This window comes from Rossellomorea sedimentorum, assembly GCF_046237645.1.
In the GTDB taxonomy this organism is placed as follows: domain Bacteria; phylum Bacillota; class Bacilli; order Bacillales; family Bacillaceae_B; genus Rossellomorea; species Rossellomorea sedimentorum.
The window spans coordinates 3,233,553-3,251,957 of record NZ_CP143546.1 but is presented as its reverse complement, the minus strand read 5'-3'; the positions used below and the strand labels follow the sequence as shown (position 1 = coordinate 3,251,957).

Below are 18,405 nucleotides of genomic sequence, written 5' to 3'. Positions count from 1 at the left end.
GCAAGCTTAAACATATTGTATTCCAATCTATTGATCATCGGTTCTAACAACAAGTACATCACATTCAGCAGAACGGGTGATATGTTCTGAAACACTTCCAATCAGAAATCTTTCCATCGCACTCAAGCCGGTTGCTCCGCACACAATGAGGTCTGCATTAACTTTCTCTGCTCCATCTTTCGCGATGACCGCTTTAGGGGAGCCGTACTCAATCAGTGTGTGGACGTCGGTTACGCCCGCCCTCTGTGCCTGTTCTTTATAAGAAGTCATGATTTCTTCGGCATACTGGCTGGCTCTTTCACCTACAGACTGGTCATAAGATTCAACTGTTGCAAATGACCGTCCATCTATGACATGGATAATGGAAAGCTTCGCATCGTTTCGTAAGGCAATATCAATTGATTTCTTGAATGCCCACTCTGCTTCTTTAGATCCATCAACTGCTACCAAGATACTCTTATATTTCAATGTCATGCCTCCTCCCTCCTCACCTAAAGTTTACTATATATTTCCTCTAATAACTGTTGCTGATTATCAAATGATAGTAGTAATTGTTTTTCCGTAAAAGGAGGAGATTAAACCATGGATAAAAAGAACCGGCTGAAACAGCAAAGTTTTTATGATGAACGCGCGGCCGAACAGACTTCGGCGCAAATCATGGATTCGTATGAATCAGGGCTGCATGATGGTGAGGCTGGACCGTTGAGTTCAAACGTTAATCAAGTAGAGAATAAATAGTAAATACCTTATCAAGGGTCTGGGGCGTTCTCCAGACTCTTTCTATTTGCTCAAAGTTTTGAGGTAGTTAATATTTTCTTGAACATTATTTTTCTCATTCCGGTCATTGTATTTGCCTGTTCCCTCAAGGGTGGCAAAGCCTTCAATCAGTTTACAACCCCTCCTGTCTAACTTAACTTCAAATTAAGCCCTCGTCTGTACAATAGAAGATTCTTTATTTAAGGCCCCCTCCACCATAAAAAACAAGGACCAAAATATTTAAAGTCATATCATAAGGGGAGAAATTTCCCTTATGAAAGAAATGTCGAAGAAAATAAGTCAAATAGGGGGAAAATCTACCGCTATTCACTTGAAAAACACGAAAATTGGAATACTGAGCAGGCATAACGATAAATTCTTCCATTATTTACCTCTCTCCAGTTAAATTCTACGTTTAACGGAAAAATTCCCCTTATTTTAAGTCCCCTTTCTCTTCCCTTGGTGAAATGGAATTATTATGTGATTCTTATTACGAATTCATCGAAAAAAGCCGCCTCGCTCAAAGAGCATGACGGCTTTTCTTATAATCAGCAATTTTCTCTTTAGCGGACCGGTTCGAAACAAAACTATATATCATAAAAGTGAGCAGAAAGCTGATGAATCCGGGAGACATGCCCTCCGGTATCAGGAAATAGATGATAAGGGCGGCTGCGAGTGTATAGATAGCTTGTTGATTGTACTGAAATGTTCCAGATGCAAGTTTTTCAAGATCCTCAACCGGTATCCTCACTCTCTTGATATAGATAAAGTCTGCAACAATGACAGCTGACAAGGGGATGACGAAAGCACCTAACAAGGAGATATAATCTTTTGCGTTGTTGACCAATGCCGGGAAGCAGCTTAAGATTGTGCCGGCTGCCCCAAAGATAAGGGCGCTCCTGACTCTACCGAGAGAAGGAATGGCATTCAGTAAGCTGAATCCCCCGGTGTAGGCATTGCTGAGATTTATGGAGATCATTGAAACCATGGCGCAAATCCCGATTAAGGCGGTCAGGAGGAAAGAGCCTGTCTGCTCGGCTGCAGCTACAAAAGGATTCAAATTATTAAATAATGCGGCACTGAAGGTCCCAAGCAGGGCCGTCATAAAAAAACCAATGCTATTGCCTGCAAATAGTCCCCAGAAGCCCTGTTTCCCGGACTTTGCATATCGGGTAATATCGGAAGAAGCACTTACCCCGGAAACGTATTGAACGAATGCCAGACTGGCAAAAAACACAAAGGCCCCAAAAGAAAACTCTCCTCCGGAAGAAAATATGCCGGCTTCGCTCCCTTTGGCAGCACTAATGAATATAACGAGAATGGCTGCCTGCCCAATTAAAAGGAAAGGCATGAACATCTTTGCGGCTTTCTTTACGGCCTCAAAACCGATCAAAGCCAAGATGGTCATGATCAATGCAAGGGAAACGGCTACGGGAATAAGAGGGATGTCGACCCCGACAGCCTTCTTCACGAGAGATAAAACAACCAAGGTCCCTCCAATGGTCTGCACACTGAACCAATACAGGGATGTCAGCGACCTGACCGGAGAAGCAATCAGTCTTGAAAGCTTTGTTCCAATCATGAATCTTATGACGTACTGGGCAGGCAATCCATACCTCGCTCCCGGTAAAGAGAGAACGGAAACAAAAAAGAAGGCAAGGCTTCCCCCTAACAGTGTACTGAGAATCGCCCAAAACATGGATAAACCACCTTCCATTACAGCTAAAGCAGGGACAAGAAAATTCCCGGAGTTAACTGAAAAGGCAAGCTGGATAATAAAATAATCAAACCAAGTAGTCGTTTTTAAATGCTGCGGTACAGACTCCAATCCCAATCGTTCTATTGCTGGATTTTTCATTTTGAATCTCCTTAATTCAATCGTTGAAGTAATTCTATTCCTATTGTATAGGAAGTTTACCAAAAGGAAAGGATATTGAGTTAAACTCTGAACATTCGTTATTTAAAAGTTATTCCTCCCGTCATTTTGGGAAGAACAAAGTAGTTCCTTCAAGTCGGCATGGATAGGGAAAATTCAGGCTTTTCCGTCTAAATGTAAATGCTTACATTTCCATAAAAATTGTTTAGCATTTTAAGAATGATAGTGTTATATTTGATTAAGAAAGTTTACATATGGATTTGAAATGAGGAGGTTTTTTTATGCGTATCGGAGTACCGACAGAAATAAAAAACAATGAGAACCGAGTGGCAATGACACCAGCAGGAGTGGTGAATTTAACCCGGTTTGGTCATGAAGTATATATTGAATCCGGGGCGGGCCTCGGCTCTGGTTTTACAGACGAAGATTATACAGCTGCCGGCGGTCACATTGTTGGAAGCGCATCTGAAGCATGGTCAATGGACATGGTCATGAAGGTAAAAGAACCGCTGCCAAGCGAATATCAGTATTTCCGAGAAGGGCTTATCCTGTTTACATACTTACATTTGGCTCCAGAGCCTGAACTGACAAAAGCCCTTATTGACAATAAAGTAGTCGGAATTGCCTATGAGACGGTTGAAATGAACCGCACTCTTCCGCTGCTTACACCAATGAGTGAAGTGGCTGGCAGGATGTCCACACAACTTGGTGCTCAATTCCTTGAAAAAATTCATGGCGGAAAAGGTGTACTTTTATCTGGCGTTCCAGGAGTTTCGCGCAGCCGTGTAACGATCATCGGCGGTGGAGTGGCCGGAACGAACGCAGCTAAAATTGCAGTTGGAATGGGTGCACAAGTGACAATCCTTGACTTGAGCCCTGAGCGTCTTCGCCAGCTTGATGACATCTTCGGAAGCGATGTGCAGACATTGATGTCGAATCCGCTTAATATCGAAAAAGCTGTTGCTGAATCCGACCTTGTTATCGGAGCTGTTCTGATTCCGGGAGCGAAGGCACCGAAGCTTGTGACGGAAGATATGATCAAATCCATGATGCCTGGTTCAGTAGTAGTGGATATTGCCATCGACCAAGGTGGTATCTTTGAAACGACAGACCGTATCACCACGCACGATGATCCAACTTATGTGAAGCACGGAGTTGTTCACTATGCTGTTGCGAACATGCCAGGTGCTGTGCCGCGTACATCAACGATTGCGCTTACGAATGTAACAGTTCCTTACGCAATCCAAATTGCAAACAAAGGCTATAAAGCAGCGTGCCTTGAAAATGAAGCCTTGCTGAAAGGAATCAACACATTGAACGGATATGTGACATACAAGGCTGTCGCTGAAGCGCATGAACTGGACTACTCTGATACCAAAACACTTCTCGATCAAATTTAACAATATAAAAGGCTGTTCCGCTGAAATCAGTGGAACAGCCTTTTTCGTGTTGTGAGATTTTTGGGGAGAACTTTTAAATAATGAAATTCAGGGTAAAAATGAATGGGGCTGGATTGAAGGAGGAAATGCCGCTTCAATCAAGAACTAAGTAGTATAAACGAGCTGTTTTTTGATAGCTTCCACGTCCATAAAGACAGGGTTATTGAAAACAGTGTAGAAAAACTAATTCTAGGAGGCTAAAAAATGAAAGTTTCTTATCATGGGCATTCAGTTGTCAAAGTCGTGACTGACACACACACAATTTTGATTGACCCTTTTATCAGCGGAAATGAACTCACGGATTTGAAAACGGAAAATGAAAAACCGGATGTCATTCTGCTGACACACGGACATAACGATCACGTGGGGGATACCGTGGAACTGGCAAAGAAAAACGATGCACTTGTAGTAGCTCCTTTTGAATTGGCTACATATTTAAGCTGGCAAGGTGTGAATACTCATCCGCTTCACATCGGGGGCGGTTATGATTTCGAATTTGGCCGAGTGAAATTGACTCAGGCTTTTCATGGTTCCTCTTATGAAACAGAAGATCAACAAATCATCTACACAGGTATGCCTGCGGGAATCCTTCTAACAGTACAAGGAAAAACCATCTATCATGCAGGAGATACTGCCCTTTTCTCTGACATGAAGTTGATCGGAATGCGAAATTCCATTGACCTGGCATTCCTTCCAATCGGCGATAATTTTACAATGGGCCCGGAAGATGCAGCCCTTGCCGCAGAATTTGTGAACGCCAAAACAGTGGTTCCGATTCACTACAACACTTTTCCACCGATCAAGCAGAATCCTGAGAGATTTGTTTCCATGTTGAATGGACAGGAAGGAAAAGTCATGAATGCAGGAGATGTCATTGAGCTGTAATACAATTTTGGGGAACACTGATCCTTTTAAAAGGATCAGTGTTTTTTTTGTTCGGACCAACATGGAAGGAGCAGTCTCGCCGAATGTCTGTCGGGGTGGCCTGCCGATCTGTTCTTATTGGCGGGTGAATAATTGAAAAGGAGGACTTTAAGCTGCTGATAACGGCTGATTGGCAGGTGAGTGGTTGAAAAGCAGGAACTCGCCTACAAATGATGGTGTGATTGGGAGGTGAGTGGTTGAAAAGCAGGAACTCGCCTACAAATGATGGTGTGATTGGGAGGTGAGTGGTTGAAAAGCAGAAACTCACCTACAAATCCTAGTGCTATTGGTAGGTGAAAGGTTGAAAAGCAGGAACTCGCATACAAAACACCCTCGGCTTGTAGCTGAATTGACTAAAAGAACCGACTCACCACCGAGAAGCAGACTCATTTTATATACGCCAAAATGAACCGAAATCCTTACAAAACTCTTAAAAAACTCATTTCTTCAACCACCTAATCCTCTTACAAGAACGCTGTATTCGTATCCATTGTTTGCTATCGAACAAATCCAAAGGGCCTGATTTTCCCCTCCGTTACAAGGGGGGATCTAACTGAACAGGGGGAATAGCTCTTTTCTTTGATGTTTACCAGGATAATTCTTGTGAAATATGGCTATTTCTCTTGAAATTTATCGTAAATAGAAACAAAGTTTTGGAAAAGAGCCTACAAGAAAAAAACTAATGAGAACGGTTTGTCCTGCATACATATAAACAAGCAAGGAAAAGGAGGAAGGATATGAAAAAGCAGCGGTATTTGATTTGTTTATTGCTTGCAGGGATGATGCTATATTATGCGGTTCCGCGAATGGATGTTTTTGCAGATGGTCTGCAGGGGGCATTTGCACTGAGCTGGCTAGCTTTTGCGGCCATTGTCATTGCAGGCAATCTGTCTGGAATGCTTTTTGCTCCTCGTCATGCACGAGCACATGGGAAACGGGTGAAATTAAAGAAAGACTCGGGAAGGCAGCGTTCTTTTGGCTAAGATTTGAAGAGAAAATTGAAACACCAGGCTTTTCACTTTATAATGAAAGGTATATTCAGGCAGTATAAAAAAGGGTGAAAAGCTTGGCAACCAAACATGAACAAATTATTGAGTATATCGATACACTTCCCATAGGGGAAAAAATATCTGTCAGGCAAATTGCCAAGGCTCTGAGCGTCAGTGAGGGCACTGCATACAGAGCCATAAAGGATGCTGAAACCAAAGGGTATGTCAGCACCATTGAAAGAGTCGGGACAATCAGGATTGAAAGAAAGAAAAAAGAAAACATTGAAAAGCTGACTTTTGCGGAAGTGGTCAATATTATTGACGGACAAGTACTCGGCGGAAGAACAGGTTTACATAAAATGCTGAATAAGTTTGTGATCGGCGCTATGAAGCTCGAGGCAATGATGCGTTACACCGAAGCTGGAAATTTGTTGATTGTCGGGAACCGGACCCAGGCTCATGAACTGGCTCTCAAGGCCGGGGCAGCGGTGCTGATCACCGGGGGCTTTGATACGGACGAAGGTGTCAAGCGGATAGCTGATGAACTGGAGTTGCCGATCATTTCAACAAGTTATGATACGTTTACTGTTGCGGCTATGATCAACCGTGCCATCTACGACCAACTGATCAAGAAGGATATTGTCCTGGTTGAGGATATTTTGACCGCTGAAGACAAGACTGTTTATTTACATGTAGGCGACACACTGGAAGATTGGTACGAAAAAAATCAATCCACTTTCCACAGCCGTTTCCCTGTCATCGATCGCAATAGGAAGGTCCAGGGAATGGTGACGTCAAAGGATGTGATGGGCCAGGAAAAGAATGTCGCCATAGATAAAATCATGACCAAAAAGCCCATTACCGTCAGGCCCAACACGAGTGTGGCGTCGGCTGCACACATGATGATTTGGGAAGGGATCGAAGTCCTGCCGGTCGTCGATGACCAGAACAGGCTGCAGGGCATCATCAGCCGTCAGGATGTACTGAAAGCGATGCAAATGATTCAGCGGCAGCCTCAGGTTGGTGAGACCATTGATGATAATATCACAAGCAACATGTCTTCATCCGACACAAAAGAGTCCGGTGAAGTAATCTATCAATTCCCGGTGACCCCGCAGATGACAAATGGGCTGGGTACGATGTCTTATGGCGTCTTTACCACCCTCGTCACAGAAGCCGCAAACAGGGTCTTGAAATATTATAAAAAAGGCGACCTGGTGGTAGAGAATATGACTGTGTATTTCATCAGGCCCGTCCAGATGGAAAGCATCATTGAAATTCGTCCCAAAGTGCTTGATGTAGGGAGGAAGTTCGGTAAGGTGGATGTGGAAGTTTATCATGAAACGGTGCTGGTAGGAAAAGCGATGATGATCTGCCAGTTGATCGATAAACATTAGGTAATAGCAAAACCTGCATCCAGCGCTGGATGCAGGTTTTGAAAATGTTATTGATTTTCTAATTGCTCGGCTTCTTTCAATGCCTGAGGGAGGAAGTGTTTGTACACTTTCCAACCCATCCATGCACTGCCGAAGCCGATGATGATGAAAATGGCTGTAATGATGTAGGTGAATGTGCTTTGAAACAGGAACAGCTGATTGATTCCGAACAGTGCCACAAATAAGCCCAAGGCTATACTGGATTTTCCGGATAGCCATTTTTTCTCGATGAATCTATTGCTCCTTACCGATTTCACTTTATAGTAAAAATAAAACGAAAATGAAAGAATGATTAAAAAAACTAAAACAGGCATATCTCTTATCCTCCAAAATATCGTAGGTTGTTGTGAATCTCCTTTTCTTATTCTAACGGTATTTTTCCAGGATTCCAAATGAACGTTTTATGTCTAAAAAAGGAGTAGCGTATGAAAGATCAAATTATTTCTACCATTAAAGAATACCAGACCATCATTGTCCATAGGCATGTAAGGCCTGACCCTGATGCCTACGGCTCACAGGGCGGACTTGTGGAAATCCTGAAAGCGTCTTTTCCAGAGAAGGATATATACGCAGTCGGAGAGGAAGAGCCGACACTGCATTATTTGAGAAGGTTGGACAAGATTGAAGACAGTGTCTTTAACGGAGCTTTGATTATCGTATGTGATACAGCGAATTCAGCCAGGATTTGTGATGACCGATATGCAATGGGGGACAAGCTGATTAAAATCGACCACCATCCAAATGAAGATCCTTATGGGGATTTATTATGGGTGGACACCGAAGCCAGCTCCGTCAGCGAAATGATTTATTTGCTGTATCAGCATGGAAAAGACCATGGTTTGAAAATGACAAACGAAGCGGCAAGGCTTCTATATGGCGGGATTGTCGGCGATACTGGAAGATTCCTGTATCCTAGCACGACCCAGCGCACGTTTGATGTAGCGGGAGAACTCATTCGTTATGACTTTGACCGAAATGAGCTCTATAACAAAATGTATGAATCAGATCCTCAAGTACTGAAGCTTCAAGGCTATGTTCTGCAAAATTTTGAAATGCTGGAGAACAATGTAGGCTGTATGACGATCACCAAAGAAATCCTGCAAGATTTCAATCTCGTCCCGGCTGAAGCCTCCCTGCTCGTAAGCTCCCTGGGAAATGTCAAAGGAATCAAGGCATGGGTATTTTTCATTGAGGAAAGCGACCAAATCAGGGTCCGTTTACGCTCAAAAGGGCCGGTGATCAATACGGTTGCCAAAAAGTATAATGGAGGCGGACATCCGCTTGCAGCAGGCGCATCCATCTTTGATTGGGATCAAAAGGATGAAGTGTTGAAAGATCTGATTGAGGTTTGCGAACAAAGTTGAGTCTGTTGAAGGAAAGAGGTTCATCGAAAAGCGATGAACCTCTTTTGTATATAGTAATTGTTTTCTCATGGATTGCTCATAAGACTAAAAAGAGGGATTTGGAATAAGGGTGTCTCCTGAACGGTTCATGAGGCCAAAAAGGAGCAGGTTTTCAGATTAGGGTGTCTCCTGAACGGTTCATGAGGCCAAAAAGGAGCAGGTTTTCAGATTAGGGTGTCTCATGAACGGTTCATGAGGCCAAAAAGGAGCAGGTTTTCAGATTAGGGTGTCTCATGAACAGTTCATGGGGCCAAAAAGGAGCAGGATTTCAGATTAGGGTGTCTCATGAACGGTTCATGAGGCCAACAAGGAGTTGAATTTTAGAATAGGGTATCTCATGAACGGTTCATGAGGCCAGAAAGGAGCAGGATTTCAGATTAGGGTGTCTCATGAACGGTTCATAGAGCCAAAAAGGAGCAGGATTTTAAATTAGGGTGTCTCATGAACAGTTCATGGGGCCAAAACCAAAAAGAAGCAGGATTTCAGATTAGGGTGTCTCATGAACGGTTCATAGAGCCAAAAAAGAAACCGTTTATAAGATAGGGTGCCTGGATGGATATGCAGAAAGCGAATCAGCACCTGGATCCCTGTACAAATAACTCATACAGCGCCAGTCGAATACCACAAAAAAACACCCAGAATAAGTTCTCCTCTGAGTGCAACAACCCCCGCCTACCCATCATACTCCAATTCCAAAATGATCTGGACGACCGTATAAAAGTAGATTTCCTTTATTTTCACTTTATATCTTTTGTCATTGATTTTGAGAGTCTTGTTTTCAATTGTTTTTTTCACAAGTTCCTTGTTCTTGTAAACAGAGTCCAGGTCTTTTGCCAGGAGTGGGCTGAGGTCCCCTTTAAGCTCTTCTTCCGCTTCAAAGATGCTCAGTGAATCGTCAATTCTGTATTCTTTCGCATTGACGATCTTCAGCTTGATATCCTGGATTGTCAGCAGCTTGCTGTTTTCTTTATTCAACTGTTTGAAGTCTTCCTGCCAGTGGGAAATATCCGCCTTGAGGTCGCTGATCGTTTTTTGCTGTTTCTCAATCGTCGATGTTTGCTCTTCCTGGAGGACCCCGAACATAAATAAGAAAATCATCCAGCTGATGACTCCGCCAATAAGTGCCCCGGCAAAGAACCTCTGCCAAGCGGGCTGCCTGTAATACGGTGGAATCCTCATGGTGAGATATGCTCCTGTGTCAGCCAGTAGATGAAGAGTGCTGCTGTCTGGGCTCCGCCCATGGCGGCCAGGATCAGGAGAAACTGTTTGAACACTTCTTTCGTCTCCCCATTCAGAAATCCTTTTTCGAAACTGTAAAGTGTATCGAATGTTCCGCCGATGGCTGCGATGATGGCCCAAATCCTCAATATGCTGGATAACCGGGAGATTTCGGTCAGCAGGGGCTGGCCAGTCATGAATGCGGCAAGCCCCCCAAGAAGGCAGCCGCCAAGCAGTACGCCCATCGCGATGAAATAACTTTTGAAAAGCTCCGGAAAGAAAGCTTCTGCCATTATGATCAACTCCGAATTAATAATATTCTTTCACTGCTGATATCAGTAACAGAGCCTTGAACTGTTTTTTAAGTGCTTATTCTTATATATATGGGACTGGCTGCTCACATATGAAGAATAACCGTCCGGAAAAAAGCGAACATATTTTCTTTTTTGCTTATAGTTTTTTATAATGAAGGAAGGAGAATGAGAAAAGGAGTGTGAGTGCTCATGTCGTTTGTTCACTTGCAGGTGTCAAGCGCTTTCAGTTTATTGTCGAGCACAGCTTCGGTTAAAACGCTTGTACATAAAGCTGTACAGCATAATTATCGTGCAATGGCCATCACGGATCGAAATGTGATGTATGGGGTAATTCCTTTTTATCAGGAATGCCGGAAAAATAATATTAAGCCGATTATCGGCATGACAGCGGATGTCATGAGTGAAAGTGAAGAAAGAAGCTTTCCGCTCATTCTGCTTGCAAAAAATAATGCAGGCTACCGAAACCTGCTGAAAATATCGAGCGTTATCGGGACAAAATCTCCCGAAGGAATTCCTTATAAATGGCTCAAAGGGTATGGGGAAGGCTTGATTGGAATTACCCCGGGAATTAAAGGGGAAATAGAACAGCATCTGCTGGCGGGTGACTTAAATAAAGCAGAGGCTGTTGCTTATAAAATGCAGCAGGTGTTTGGTAAGGATTCCTTCTTTCTTTCCCTGCAGAATCATGGGCTTGAAGATGAAAGAAAGATAGAGGCTGGAATAGAAAAGCTGAAACAAAAGCTTCCTATCAGACAAGTCGTGACGAATGATGTTCAATTTGTAGAATCAGAGGATGCCTTTGCCCACGAATGCCTCCTTGCCATTCGCGATGGAGTGAAATTGTCGGAAGATGAAAGGGAAACGCTGCCCAATGATCAGTACTACTTTAAAAGCCGGGATGAGATGCTCGATCTGTTCGGCAGTCATATAGACGCCTTGGAAAACACCATGAAGGTAGCCGATCAGTGTAATGTGGAGATTGCCTTTAATCAAAACCTCCTGCCTAAATATCCGTTGCCTGCCAGTGAAACGGCCGATCGATATCTTCAGGAAGTTTGTATGCAGGGGCTTAAAGATAGAGGAGTGGAAAAAGATCCTGATTACTTAAGCAGGCTGGAATATGAATTGACAGTGATTCAAAAGATGAACTTCAGTGATTATTTCCTTATTGTCTGGGACTTTATGAAGTATGCGAGGGAACAGCATATTTTAACAGGACCGGGAAGGGGGTCGGCTGCAGGTTCTCTTGTGGCTTATGCACTCAAGATAACGGATGTTAACCCAATTAAGCACGGCTTGTTATTTGAGAGATTCCTGAATCCGGAAAGAATTTCCATGCCGGATATTGATATTGATTTTCCCGATTACCGCCGTGAAGAAGTCATTGATTATGTGCATAAAAAGTATGGAGACTTGCATGTAGCCCAAATCATCACATTCGGTACCCTTGCTGCCAAGGCGGCTCTCAGGGATACAGCCAGAGTCTTTGGGTTTAATTCAAAGGAATTGGAACAGCTTTCAAAGTTCATTCCTTCCCGCCCCGGGTCCTTGAAAGATGTGTATGATGAATCAGCAGACTTTAGAAATTTCATCAATGAGACACAGCATAAACAAAGGTTATTCAATACGGCTCTTAAATTGGAAGGACTTCCGAGGCATGCTTCCACACACGCTGCCGGGGTCATCATCAGTGAAAGGCCGCTCGTTGATTTAATACCAATACAGGCAGGGCAGGGAAGCGTCCACCTTACACAATATCCGATGGAAATCCTCGAGGAAATCGGGCTGTTAAAAATGGATTTTCTTGGCCTCCGGAACTTAACTATACTTGACCGGATTGTTGCCTCAATAAGAAAGGGGACGGGAAAGCGGCTGTCCTTAGATGATCTTCCCCAAAATGATGAGAAGACTTTTGAACTTCTGAGCCAGGGAAAGACAGACGGAGTATTCCAGCTGGAATCCGAAGGTATGAAGAATGTCCTTGTAAAGCTGAGGCCGAATTCGTTCGAAGACATCGTGGCAGTTAACGCATTATTCAGGCCGGGCCCGATGGAAAATATCCCATTATTCATTTCAAGAAAGCATGGGGAGGATACAATCGACTACCCCCACCCGGATTTGAAGGAAATTCTGGGGATCACCTACGGGGTCATTGTTTACCAGGAACAGATCATGCAAATTGCCTCTAAGATGGCCGGCTTTAGTTTGGGAGAGGCAGATTTGCTGCGAAGGGCGGTCAGCAAAAAGAAACGGGATGTACTGGACAGTGAACGGAAACATTTTATAGATGGTGCCTTGGAAAAAGGTTATTCCTTTGAAACAGCGCAGGAAATCTATGATTTGATCGTGCGGTTTGCCAATTACGGATTCAACCGTTCGCATGCAGTTGCCTATAGCATGATTGCTTACCAGCTTGCTTACCTGAAAGCCAATTATCCTTCTTACTTCCTTGCAGCTCTGCTTACTTCAGTCATCGGAAATGATACGAAAATTTCTCAATATATCCGGGAAGCAAAGCAAAATGAAATCCATATTTTGCCTCCCTCCATAAACCTCAGCCAGTTTCCTTTTAAAGTGGAGAAGGGCGGGATTCGATACAGCCTTGGAGCCATCAGGGGGGTAGGTGCCGCAGCCTTGAAGGAAATCTATCAGGAACGGCTGGAGAAGCCTTTCGCTGATCTGTTTGATTTCTGCTTAAGGGTCTCTCTCAAGGCCGTGAACAGAAAGACACTGGAGGCTCTTGTGTTTTCGGGGGCCCTAGATGACTTTGGGCAAGATCGGGCTGTACTGCTTGCCAGCTTGGACGTAGCACTGGAACACTCTGAATTAGTCCGCCCGCAGGACCAGGATTACGATTTATTCGAGGAAGAGGAAGCCTTTTTCCTGAAACCGAAATATACAGAAGTTGAGGATATGCCTCTTGAGAAAAAGCTTGAGTACGAAAAGCAGGTTCTAGGATTATACCTCTCCGATCATCCTGTATCTCCTTTTGAAAAGGTGTTCAAAGATGTTTCTGTGATTGACCTTTTTGACCTCGAGGCTGGAAACAAAAATATTAGGGTGGGTGTCTATATTACCGCACTCAAGACCATTCGTACCAAAAAAGGGGAAGTGATGGCCTTCCTGACAATGAGTGATTCTAGCGGTGAAATGGAGGGCGTCGTTTTCCCAAATGCATTCCGCCACTATACAGCCGTTCTCAAAGAAGGGAATATTGTAATGATGGAAGGTTCTGTCGAAGAACGGAATGCCAAAATGCAGCTCTTGGTCAATAAAGTGTACAGCATGGAAGAAGTAAAGAACCTGTCGAACGAAATCAATAAGAAACTATATTTGAAAGTAAAGCATTCTGCAGGAGAAGAATTGGCTGCCGTAAAAGGAGTATTGAGAAAGTATAAAGGCAGAGTTCCTGTCATCATTCACTTCGAGACGGAGAGTCGGACCGTACAGCTCCCGAATAATCAGTGGGTGAATCCGACAGCAGAATGCCTGCATGAGTTGAGAGAGACAGTAGGAGAGAATAATACTGTATTGAAATAGCGGGTCAGAATTAAGGCTGGCTATATAAAATATTTCCTTTACTTACTTCGACATTTATTATATTGTTTAAAGGGAAAAGGGTGGTCAGACCACCTGGGGCATTATATTTTTCTTGAAATTGTTGTTTTACAACAGATTTTTGAACCGTTTCTGAGTAAGGATTGAATATAACGGAGAGTTAGCGGACGGCCAATTTAATTACCAAGCCCCCAGGGGTCAAGAGAGAGTCTTAAGGACTTTTTGGAACATCGGCCGGCTGGTTATCCCGGCCCGCCCCATGGTGGGAGCACTTGTTACGGGAACCAACCCTCTCTATTCAATCTGGGCCCACGGGCTTTGAATAACAACTAAAAAATAAGATCAAATGCAGATACTTAAGGAGTGAACCAGCTTGTCATTACGTGAAGAAGCGTTGCACATGCACAGGGTAAACCAGGGAAAATTAGAGTCGAAATCGAAAGTGGAAGTAAAGAATGCCAAAGACCTGAGTCTGGCTTATTCTCCGGGTGTAGCGGAACCATGTAAAGTGATTTATGACAAACCTGAAACTGTTTATGAATATACGATGAAAGGCAATATGGTTGCCGTAGTCTCCGATGGAACTGCTGTACTCGGCCTTGGTAATATCGGACCATCTGCTGCACTTCCTGTCATGGAAGGTAAAGCAGTTTTATTCAAAAGCTTTGCAGGAGTAGATGCCTTTCCAATTTGTCTTGATACCAATGATGTGGACAAGATTGTTGAAACAGTTAAATTAATGGAACCGACATTCGGGGGCGTCAACTTGGAGGATATCGCCGCACCGAATTGCTTTGTCATAGAAGAACGGCTGAAAAAGGAAACGAACATTCCTATTTTCCACGATGATCAGCATGGAACAGCAATCGTTACGGTAGCCGGACTGGTTAATGCCTTGAAAATCGTCGGGAAAAAGATGTCGGAAATCAAAGTGGTCGCAAATGGGGCCGGTGCAGCTGGAATTGCCATTATCAAGCTTCTGCATAACTACGGTGTTCGTGATATTGTCATGTGTGACACAAGGGGAGCCATTTATGAAGGCCGTCCGAACGGCATGAATGATATCAAGAATGAGGTAGCCAAATTTACGAATCGCGACCGTGTCGAAGGCGGTCTGGAGGACGTCATCAAAGATGCGGATGTGTTCATCGGGGTATCGGTTGCCGGTGCTTTAACGGAAGAAATGGTTCGTTCCATGAACGAAGATCCGGTTATTTTTGCCATGGCAAATCCTGTGCCGGAAATCATGCCTGAAAGTGCGAAAGCTGCAGGAGCAAAAGTTGTGGGGACAGGACGTTCGGATTTCCCTAACCAGGTAAACAACGTTTTGGCGTTCCCAGGAATTTTTAGAGGAGCTCTGGATGTACGGGCTACCCACATCAATGAAAAAATGAAGCAGGCTGCAGTAGAAGCAATTGCTGCGCTGGTGGATGAGAAGGACTTGAATGAGGACTATGTCATCCCTGCACCATTCGATGCGCGTGTTGCCCCGGCAGTTGCCGCAGCGGTAGCTCAAGCGGCCATGGAAACTGGGGTTGCAAGACAGAAGGTCGATCCTGAAGAAGTGCGCAGAAAAACGGAACAGCTTGCAGTCATTGGAAAGGGTGAATGATCCAGCCGATGGATTCACCAAAGCCAAACTCAAAAATTTTCATTGAAATTGTAAATAGGATCAGGGACATGATCTCAAAGGACGGATTGCAGCCTGGAGATAAAATCCCTTCAGAAAGAGAATTATCAGAACGCCTGAAAGCAGGGCGTTCTTCTGTTAGAGAAGCTTTAAGGGCTTTGGAACTTTTAGGTCTGATTGAAACAAGGCGCGGAGAAGGTACTTTCCTGAAAGACTTCCGAAATCACCAGCTGGTGGAATTGCTGGGAACTTTTATCTTGAGGGAAGGCCAGGCAAGAGAGGATGTTGTGCTTACAAAGGAATGGCTTGAAAAAGAAAGTCTGAGAACCATCCTCCGGTCTGACTGCAGCCTGACCACTCTTCAAAGATGCCTGGAATCGGATGACTTAAAGACCGTAGACCATTTTTTGAGAGAAATCATCCATCAATCAAATAACCTGCTGGCAGGAAAGATTTGGTATATACTTTCCCAGTATGGAGCAATGGTGGAAAAAACAGTTCCAATGGATGAGAACTATAAAGAGGCTTGCAAGGGACTTATAGATTCTCTTCAAGCAAAGAAAGAAGATAAGGTGTGGGAATACTATTACTTGTTGAAAAAATAGCTCATATCCGGCCAGGCTGCCGAGCGAGCGGGGAAAGTTGTCGAGAGAATGCCGACAGGTTCCTACATCTTTTTTACTTCAAGTAAGGTAGAGTGAACTAAAGCAAGTCCCAGTAAATATAATTCGCCTTTTTAGTGGCAAGTGTAAATATTATGGTGGTAAATAAGGAGGTTACAAAAGTGCTCAAGGATCTTTTTGTTAAAACGAAAAAGAAAAAGTACGCAACCATCCCCTCCGATACGGCAAAACAAGACGTACCGGAAGGAATCATGACGAAGTGTCCTGAATGTAAAAAAATCATGTATACAAAAGAACTGCAGAAAAACCTGAATGTTTGCCTGCATTGCAGTTATCATCACAGAATGAACGCATTCGAACGCTGTGGTAGTTTCTTTGATGAAGGCACTTTTAAAGAGCTTGATGCAGGGTTAGTGTCAGAGAATCCTTTGAACTTCCCGGATTACATAGAAAAACTAGAAAAAGATCGTGAAAAAACGAATATAAATGAAGCTGTGGTGACCGGCTCAGGAAAAGTGAATGGATTTGACGCAGTAGCCGCGATCATGGACTCCCGGTTCCGTATGGGAAGTATGGGCTCTGTTGTTGGCGAGAAAATCACACGAGCGATCGAAGAGGCAGACAGAAGGAACTGTCCGTTCATTATCTTCACAGCATCCGGTGGAGCAAGAATGCAGGAAGGGGTTTTATCCCTTATGCAAATGGCGAAAACGTCTGTGGCATTAAAGAGATTCAGTGATAATGGCGGTCTATTTATTTCGATAATGACACATCCGACAACAGGGGGAGTGTCAGCAAGCTTTGCCTCCCTTGGTGATTATAATTTTGCAGAGCCCGGCGCGCTGATTGGATTTGCCGGCAGAAGAATTATCGAACAGACGATTCGGGAAGACCTGCCTGAAGATTTCCAAACGGCAGAATTCCTGTTGAAACATGGGCAGTTGGATGATGTTATTTCACGTTTGGATTTAAAAGAGAAGATCTCGAACATCCTTGAGATCCATCAATGGGACGGTGAACTGACATGGTAAACGAAATGGAATTTGAAAAACCGGTGGTTCAGTTAAGGAATAAGATTTCTGAGCTGAAAGAATTTACAAAGAAATCGGATGTGGATCTTTCAGCAGAAATTGAAAAGTTGGAATATCGACTGCAGAAACTAGAAAGTGATCTTTATGAAAATATGAAACCTTGGGACAGGGTTCAAGTTGCAAGGCATCCCAACAGGCCGACAACACTTGACTATATCAGCCACCTGTTTGCCGATTTTCATGAGATGCATGGTGACCGTCTCTATGGAGAAGATGAAGCCATCGTTGCCGGCATTGCCAAATTCAATGGCCTCCCTGTAACGGTCATCGGCCATCAGCGCGGGAAGGATACCAAAGAGAATATCCGCCGAAACTTTGGGATGCCTCATCCGGAGGGATACCGAAAAGCATTGAGACTGATGAAACAGGCCGATAAGTTTGGCAGGCCGATTATCTGCTTCATTGATACAAAGGGTGCTTACCCTGGGAAAGCTGCCGAAGAACGCGGACAGAGTGAAGCCATAGCCCGCAACCTGTTTGAGATGGCAGGCTTGACTGTCCCGGTCATCTGTATCGTTATCGGTGAAGGCGGGAGCGGTGGAGCTCTGGCACTGGGAGTCGGAAACCATATCCACATGCTCGAGAACTCAACCTATTCCGTCATCTCGCCTGAGGGTGCAGCTGCACTTCTATGGAAAGATTCCACACAGGCGAAAAGAGCAGCTGAAACAATGAAAATCACTGCACCGGACCTGAAGGAACTGGGTGTCATTGATGAGATTATCCCTGAAGTGAAAGGCGGGGCCCACAGGGACGTTCAGGAACAAGCAGGCAGTATTGGTGAAGCGATCAAAGCATCGCTTGAGCAATTGGTTCCTCAGACTTCAGAGCAATTAATCCAATCCCGTTATGAAAAATATAAATTAATGGGTCAATATACTGTTTTAGAAGAATATACAGGGGTAAAATCTTAAGCGTGGAGATCTTTTCCACGCTTTTGCTTTTTTATAGAAGGGAATGTTCATTAGCTCAGCGGCTGTAATGTAAACGCATTATTTTACAATGAAACGCTTTCAGTATTTAGACAATTTCGTCTATAAAGAATAACGTTCTATATTCGTTGTTCGCTGTCAATCTTCATGTTATTTTAGAAATAATCCATAGGTGTTTTGCCTATAATAGTAAGTGTTGAATCTGTTACCCCGAAA

Annotated in this window: 16 protein-coding genes; 11 read left to right on the top strand and 5 right to left on the bottom strand. The window is 43.8% G+C overall.

The window, feature by feature from the left end; translation table 11 throughout:
* Positions 1-27: 27 nt before the first annotated feature.
* Entirely contained in the window at positions 28-474 is a 447-nt protein-coding gene (locus V1502_RS16015; protein ID WP_409251626.1) for a universal stress protein, read from the bottom strand.
* 108 nt (positions 475-582) lie between these two features.
* Between V1502_RS16015 and V1502_RS16010 the strand changes: the two genes are divergently transcribed.
* Positions 583-738 carry a hypothetical protein gene (locus V1502_RS16010; RefSeq protein ID WP_409251625.1) on the top strand — a complete coding sequence of 52 codons (156 nt, stop codon included), beginning with the start codon at positions 583-585 and terminating at the stop codon, positions 736-738.
* A 538-nt stretch (positions 739-1,276) separates the two neighbouring features.
* Here the strand turns inward: V1502_RS16010 and V1502_RS16005 are convergent.
* Positions 1,277-2,614 carry a purine-cytosine permease family protein gene (locus V1502_RS16005; RefSeq protein WP_409251624.1) on the bottom strand — a complete coding sequence of 446 codons (1,338 nt, stop codon included), beginning with the start codon at positions 2,612-2,614 and terminating at the stop codon, positions 1,277-1,279.
* Positions 2,615-2,913: 299 nt separating this feature from the next.
* On the opposite strand from V1502_RS16005, the gene ald reads away from it, so the two are divergent.
* The 4 genes from ald (at position 2,914) to V1502_RS15985 (ending at position 7,381) form a co-directional block, all read left to right on the top strand.
* Complete coding sequence (ald, locus tag V1502_RS16000) at positions 2,914-4,032, top strand: alanine dehydrogenase (protein ID WP_409251623.1); 1,119 nt, start codon at positions 2,914-2,916, stop codon at positions 4,030-4,032.
* A gap of 243 nt (positions 4,033-4,275) precedes the next feature.
* The gene (locus tag V1502_RS15995) at positions 4,276-4,956 is read left to right on the top strand and encodes a metal-dependent hydrolase (RefSeq protein ID WP_409251622.1); all 681 of its coding nucleotides are present in this window, start codon (positions 4,276-4,278) and stop codon (positions 4,954-4,956) included.
* A gap of 776 nt (positions 4,957-5,732) precedes the next feature.
* A complete protein-coding gene (locus V1502_RS15990) occupies positions 5,733-5,978 on the top strand; it encodes a hypothetical protein (RefSeq protein WP_409251621.1) in 246 nt (81 codons plus the stop codon).
* A gap of 83 nt (positions 5,979-6,061) precedes the next feature.
* The gene (locus V1502_RS15985) at positions 6,062-7,381 is read left to right on the top strand and encodes a DRTGG domain-containing protein (RefSeq protein WP_409251620.1); all 1,320 of its coding nucleotides are present in this window, start codon (positions 6,062-6,064) and stop codon (positions 7,379-7,381) included.
* A gap of 47 nt (positions 7,382-7,428) precedes the next feature.
* On the opposite strand, the gene V1502_RS15980 is transcribed toward V1502_RS15985, so the two are convergent.
* Complete coding sequence (locus V1502_RS15980; RefSeq protein ID WP_409251619.1) at positions 7,429-7,734, bottom strand: YtpI family protein; 306 nt, start codon at positions 7,732-7,734, stop codon at positions 7,429-7,431.
* Positions 7,735-7,845: 111 nt separating this feature from the next.
* Here V1502_RS15980 and V1502_RS15975 point away from each other — a divergent pair, with 111 nt between their 5' ends.
* Positions 7,846-8,784 (top strand): DHH family phosphoesterase, encoded by a 939-nt coding sequence (locus tag V1502_RS15975; protein WP_409251618.1) that lies wholly within the window; start codon positions 7,846-7,848, stop codon positions 8,782-8,784.
* Positions 8,785-9,495: 711 nt separating this feature from the next.
* On the opposite strand, the gene ytrI is transcribed toward V1502_RS15975, so the two are convergent.
* Positions 9,496-10,002, bottom strand: coding sequence for a sporulation membrane protein YtrI (gene ytrI, locus V1502_RS15970; protein ID WP_409251617.1), 507 nt, complete (start codon positions 10,000-10,002; stop codon positions 9,496-9,498).
* Positions 9,999-10,334 carry a YtrH family sporulation protein gene (locus V1502_RS15965; RefSeq protein ID WP_409251616.1) on the bottom strand — a complete coding sequence of 112 codons (336 nt, stop codon included), beginning with the start codon at positions 10,332-10,334 and terminating at the stop codon, positions 9,999-10,001. Before V1502_RS15965 ends, ytrI begins: the two co-directional genes overlap by 4 nt.
* Positions 10,335-10,544: 210 nt before the next feature.
* Here V1502_RS15965 and dnaE point away from each other — a divergent pair, with 210 nt between their 5' ends.
* The 5 genes from dnaE (at position 10,545) to accA (ending at position 18,171) form a co-directional block, all read left to right on the top strand.
* Positions 10,545-13,895 (top strand): DNA polymerase III subunit alpha, encoded by a 3,351-nt coding sequence (gene dnaE / locus V1502_RS15960; RefSeq protein WP_409251615.1) that lies wholly within the window; start codon positions 10,545-10,547, stop codon positions 13,893-13,895.
* Between the two features lie 391 nt (positions 13,896-14,286).
* Positions 14,287-15,525, top strand: a complete 1,239-nt coding sequence (locus V1502_RS15955; protein WP_409251614.1) for an NADP-dependent malic enzyme — start codon at positions 14,287-14,289, stop codon at positions 15,523-15,525.
* Complete coding sequence (locus V1502_RS15950; RefSeq protein WP_409251613.1) at positions 15,522-16,148, top strand: FadR/GntR family transcriptional regulator; 627 nt, start codon at positions 15,522-15,524, stop codon at positions 16,146-16,148. Before V1502_RS15955 ends, V1502_RS15950 begins: the two co-directional genes overlap by 4 nt.
* Positions 16,149-16,327: 179 nt before the next feature.
* Positions 16,328-17,197 (top strand): acetyl-CoA carboxylase, carboxyltransferase subunit beta, encoded by an 870-nt coding sequence (gene accD, locus V1502_RS15945; protein WP_409251612.1) that lies wholly within the window; start codon positions 16,328-16,330, stop codon positions 17,195-17,197.
* Positions 17,191-18,171, top strand: coding sequence for an acetyl-CoA carboxylase carboxyl transferase subunit alpha (gene accA, locus V1502_RS15940; protein ID WP_409251611.1), 981 nt, complete (start codon positions 17,191-17,193; stop codon positions 18,169-18,171). Before accD ends, accA begins: the two co-directional genes overlap by 7 nt.
* Positions 18,172-18,405 lie beyond the last annotated feature (234 nt).

Excerpts from the sequence above, each read along its gene's own strand:
- V1502_RS16015 (WP_409251626.1), bottom strand. The coding sequence starts at position 474 with ATGACATTGAAATATAAGAGTATCTTGGTAGCAGTTGATGGATCTAAA.
- V1502_RS16010 (WP_409251625.1), top strand. The coding sequence starts at position 583 with ATGGATAAAAAGAACCGGCTGAAACAGCAAAGTTTTTATGATGAACGC.
- V1502_RS16005 (WP_409251624.1), bottom strand. The coding sequence starts at position 2,614 with ATGAAAAATCCAGCAATAGAACGATTGGGATTGGAGTCTGTACCGCAG.
- ald (WP_409251623.1), top strand. The coding sequence starts at position 2,914 with ATGCGTATCGGAGTACCGACAGAAATAAAAAACAATGAGAACCGAGTG.
- V1502_RS15995 (WP_409251622.1), top strand. The coding sequence starts at position 4,276 with ATGAAAGTTTCTTATCATGGGCATTCAGTTGTCAAAGTCGTGACTGAC.
- V1502_RS15990 (WP_409251621.1), top strand. The coding sequence starts at position 5,733 with ATGAAAAAGCAGCGGTATTTGATTTGTTTATTGCTTGCAGGGATGATG.
- V1502_RS15980 (WP_409251619.1), bottom strand. The coding sequence starts at position 7,734 with ATGCCTGTTTTAGTTTTTTTAATCATTCTTTCATTTTCGTTTTATTTT.
- V1502_RS15975 (WP_409251618.1), top strand. The coding sequence starts at position 7,846 with ATGAAAGATCAAATTATTTCTACCATTAAAGAATACCAGACCATCATT.
- ytrI (WP_409251617.1), bottom strand. The coding sequence starts at position 10,002 with ATGAGGATTCCACCGTATTACAGGCAGCCCGCTTGGCAGAGGTTCTTT.
- V1502_RS15965 (WP_409251616.1), bottom strand. The coding sequence starts at position 10,334 with ATGGCAGAAGCTTTCTTTCCGGAGCTTTTCAAAAGTTATTTCATCGCG.
- dnaE (WP_409251615.1), top strand. The coding sequence starts at position 10,545 with ATGTCGTTTGTTCACTTGCAGGTGTCAAGCGCTTTCAGTTTATTGTCG.
- V1502_RS15950 (WP_409251613.1), top strand. The coding sequence starts at position 15,522 with ATGATCCAGCCGATGGATTCACCAAAGCCAAACTCAAAAATTTTCATT.
- accA (WP_409251611.1), top strand. The coding sequence starts at position 17,191 with ATGGTAAACGAAATGGAATTTGAAAAACCGGTGGTTCAGTTAAGGAAT.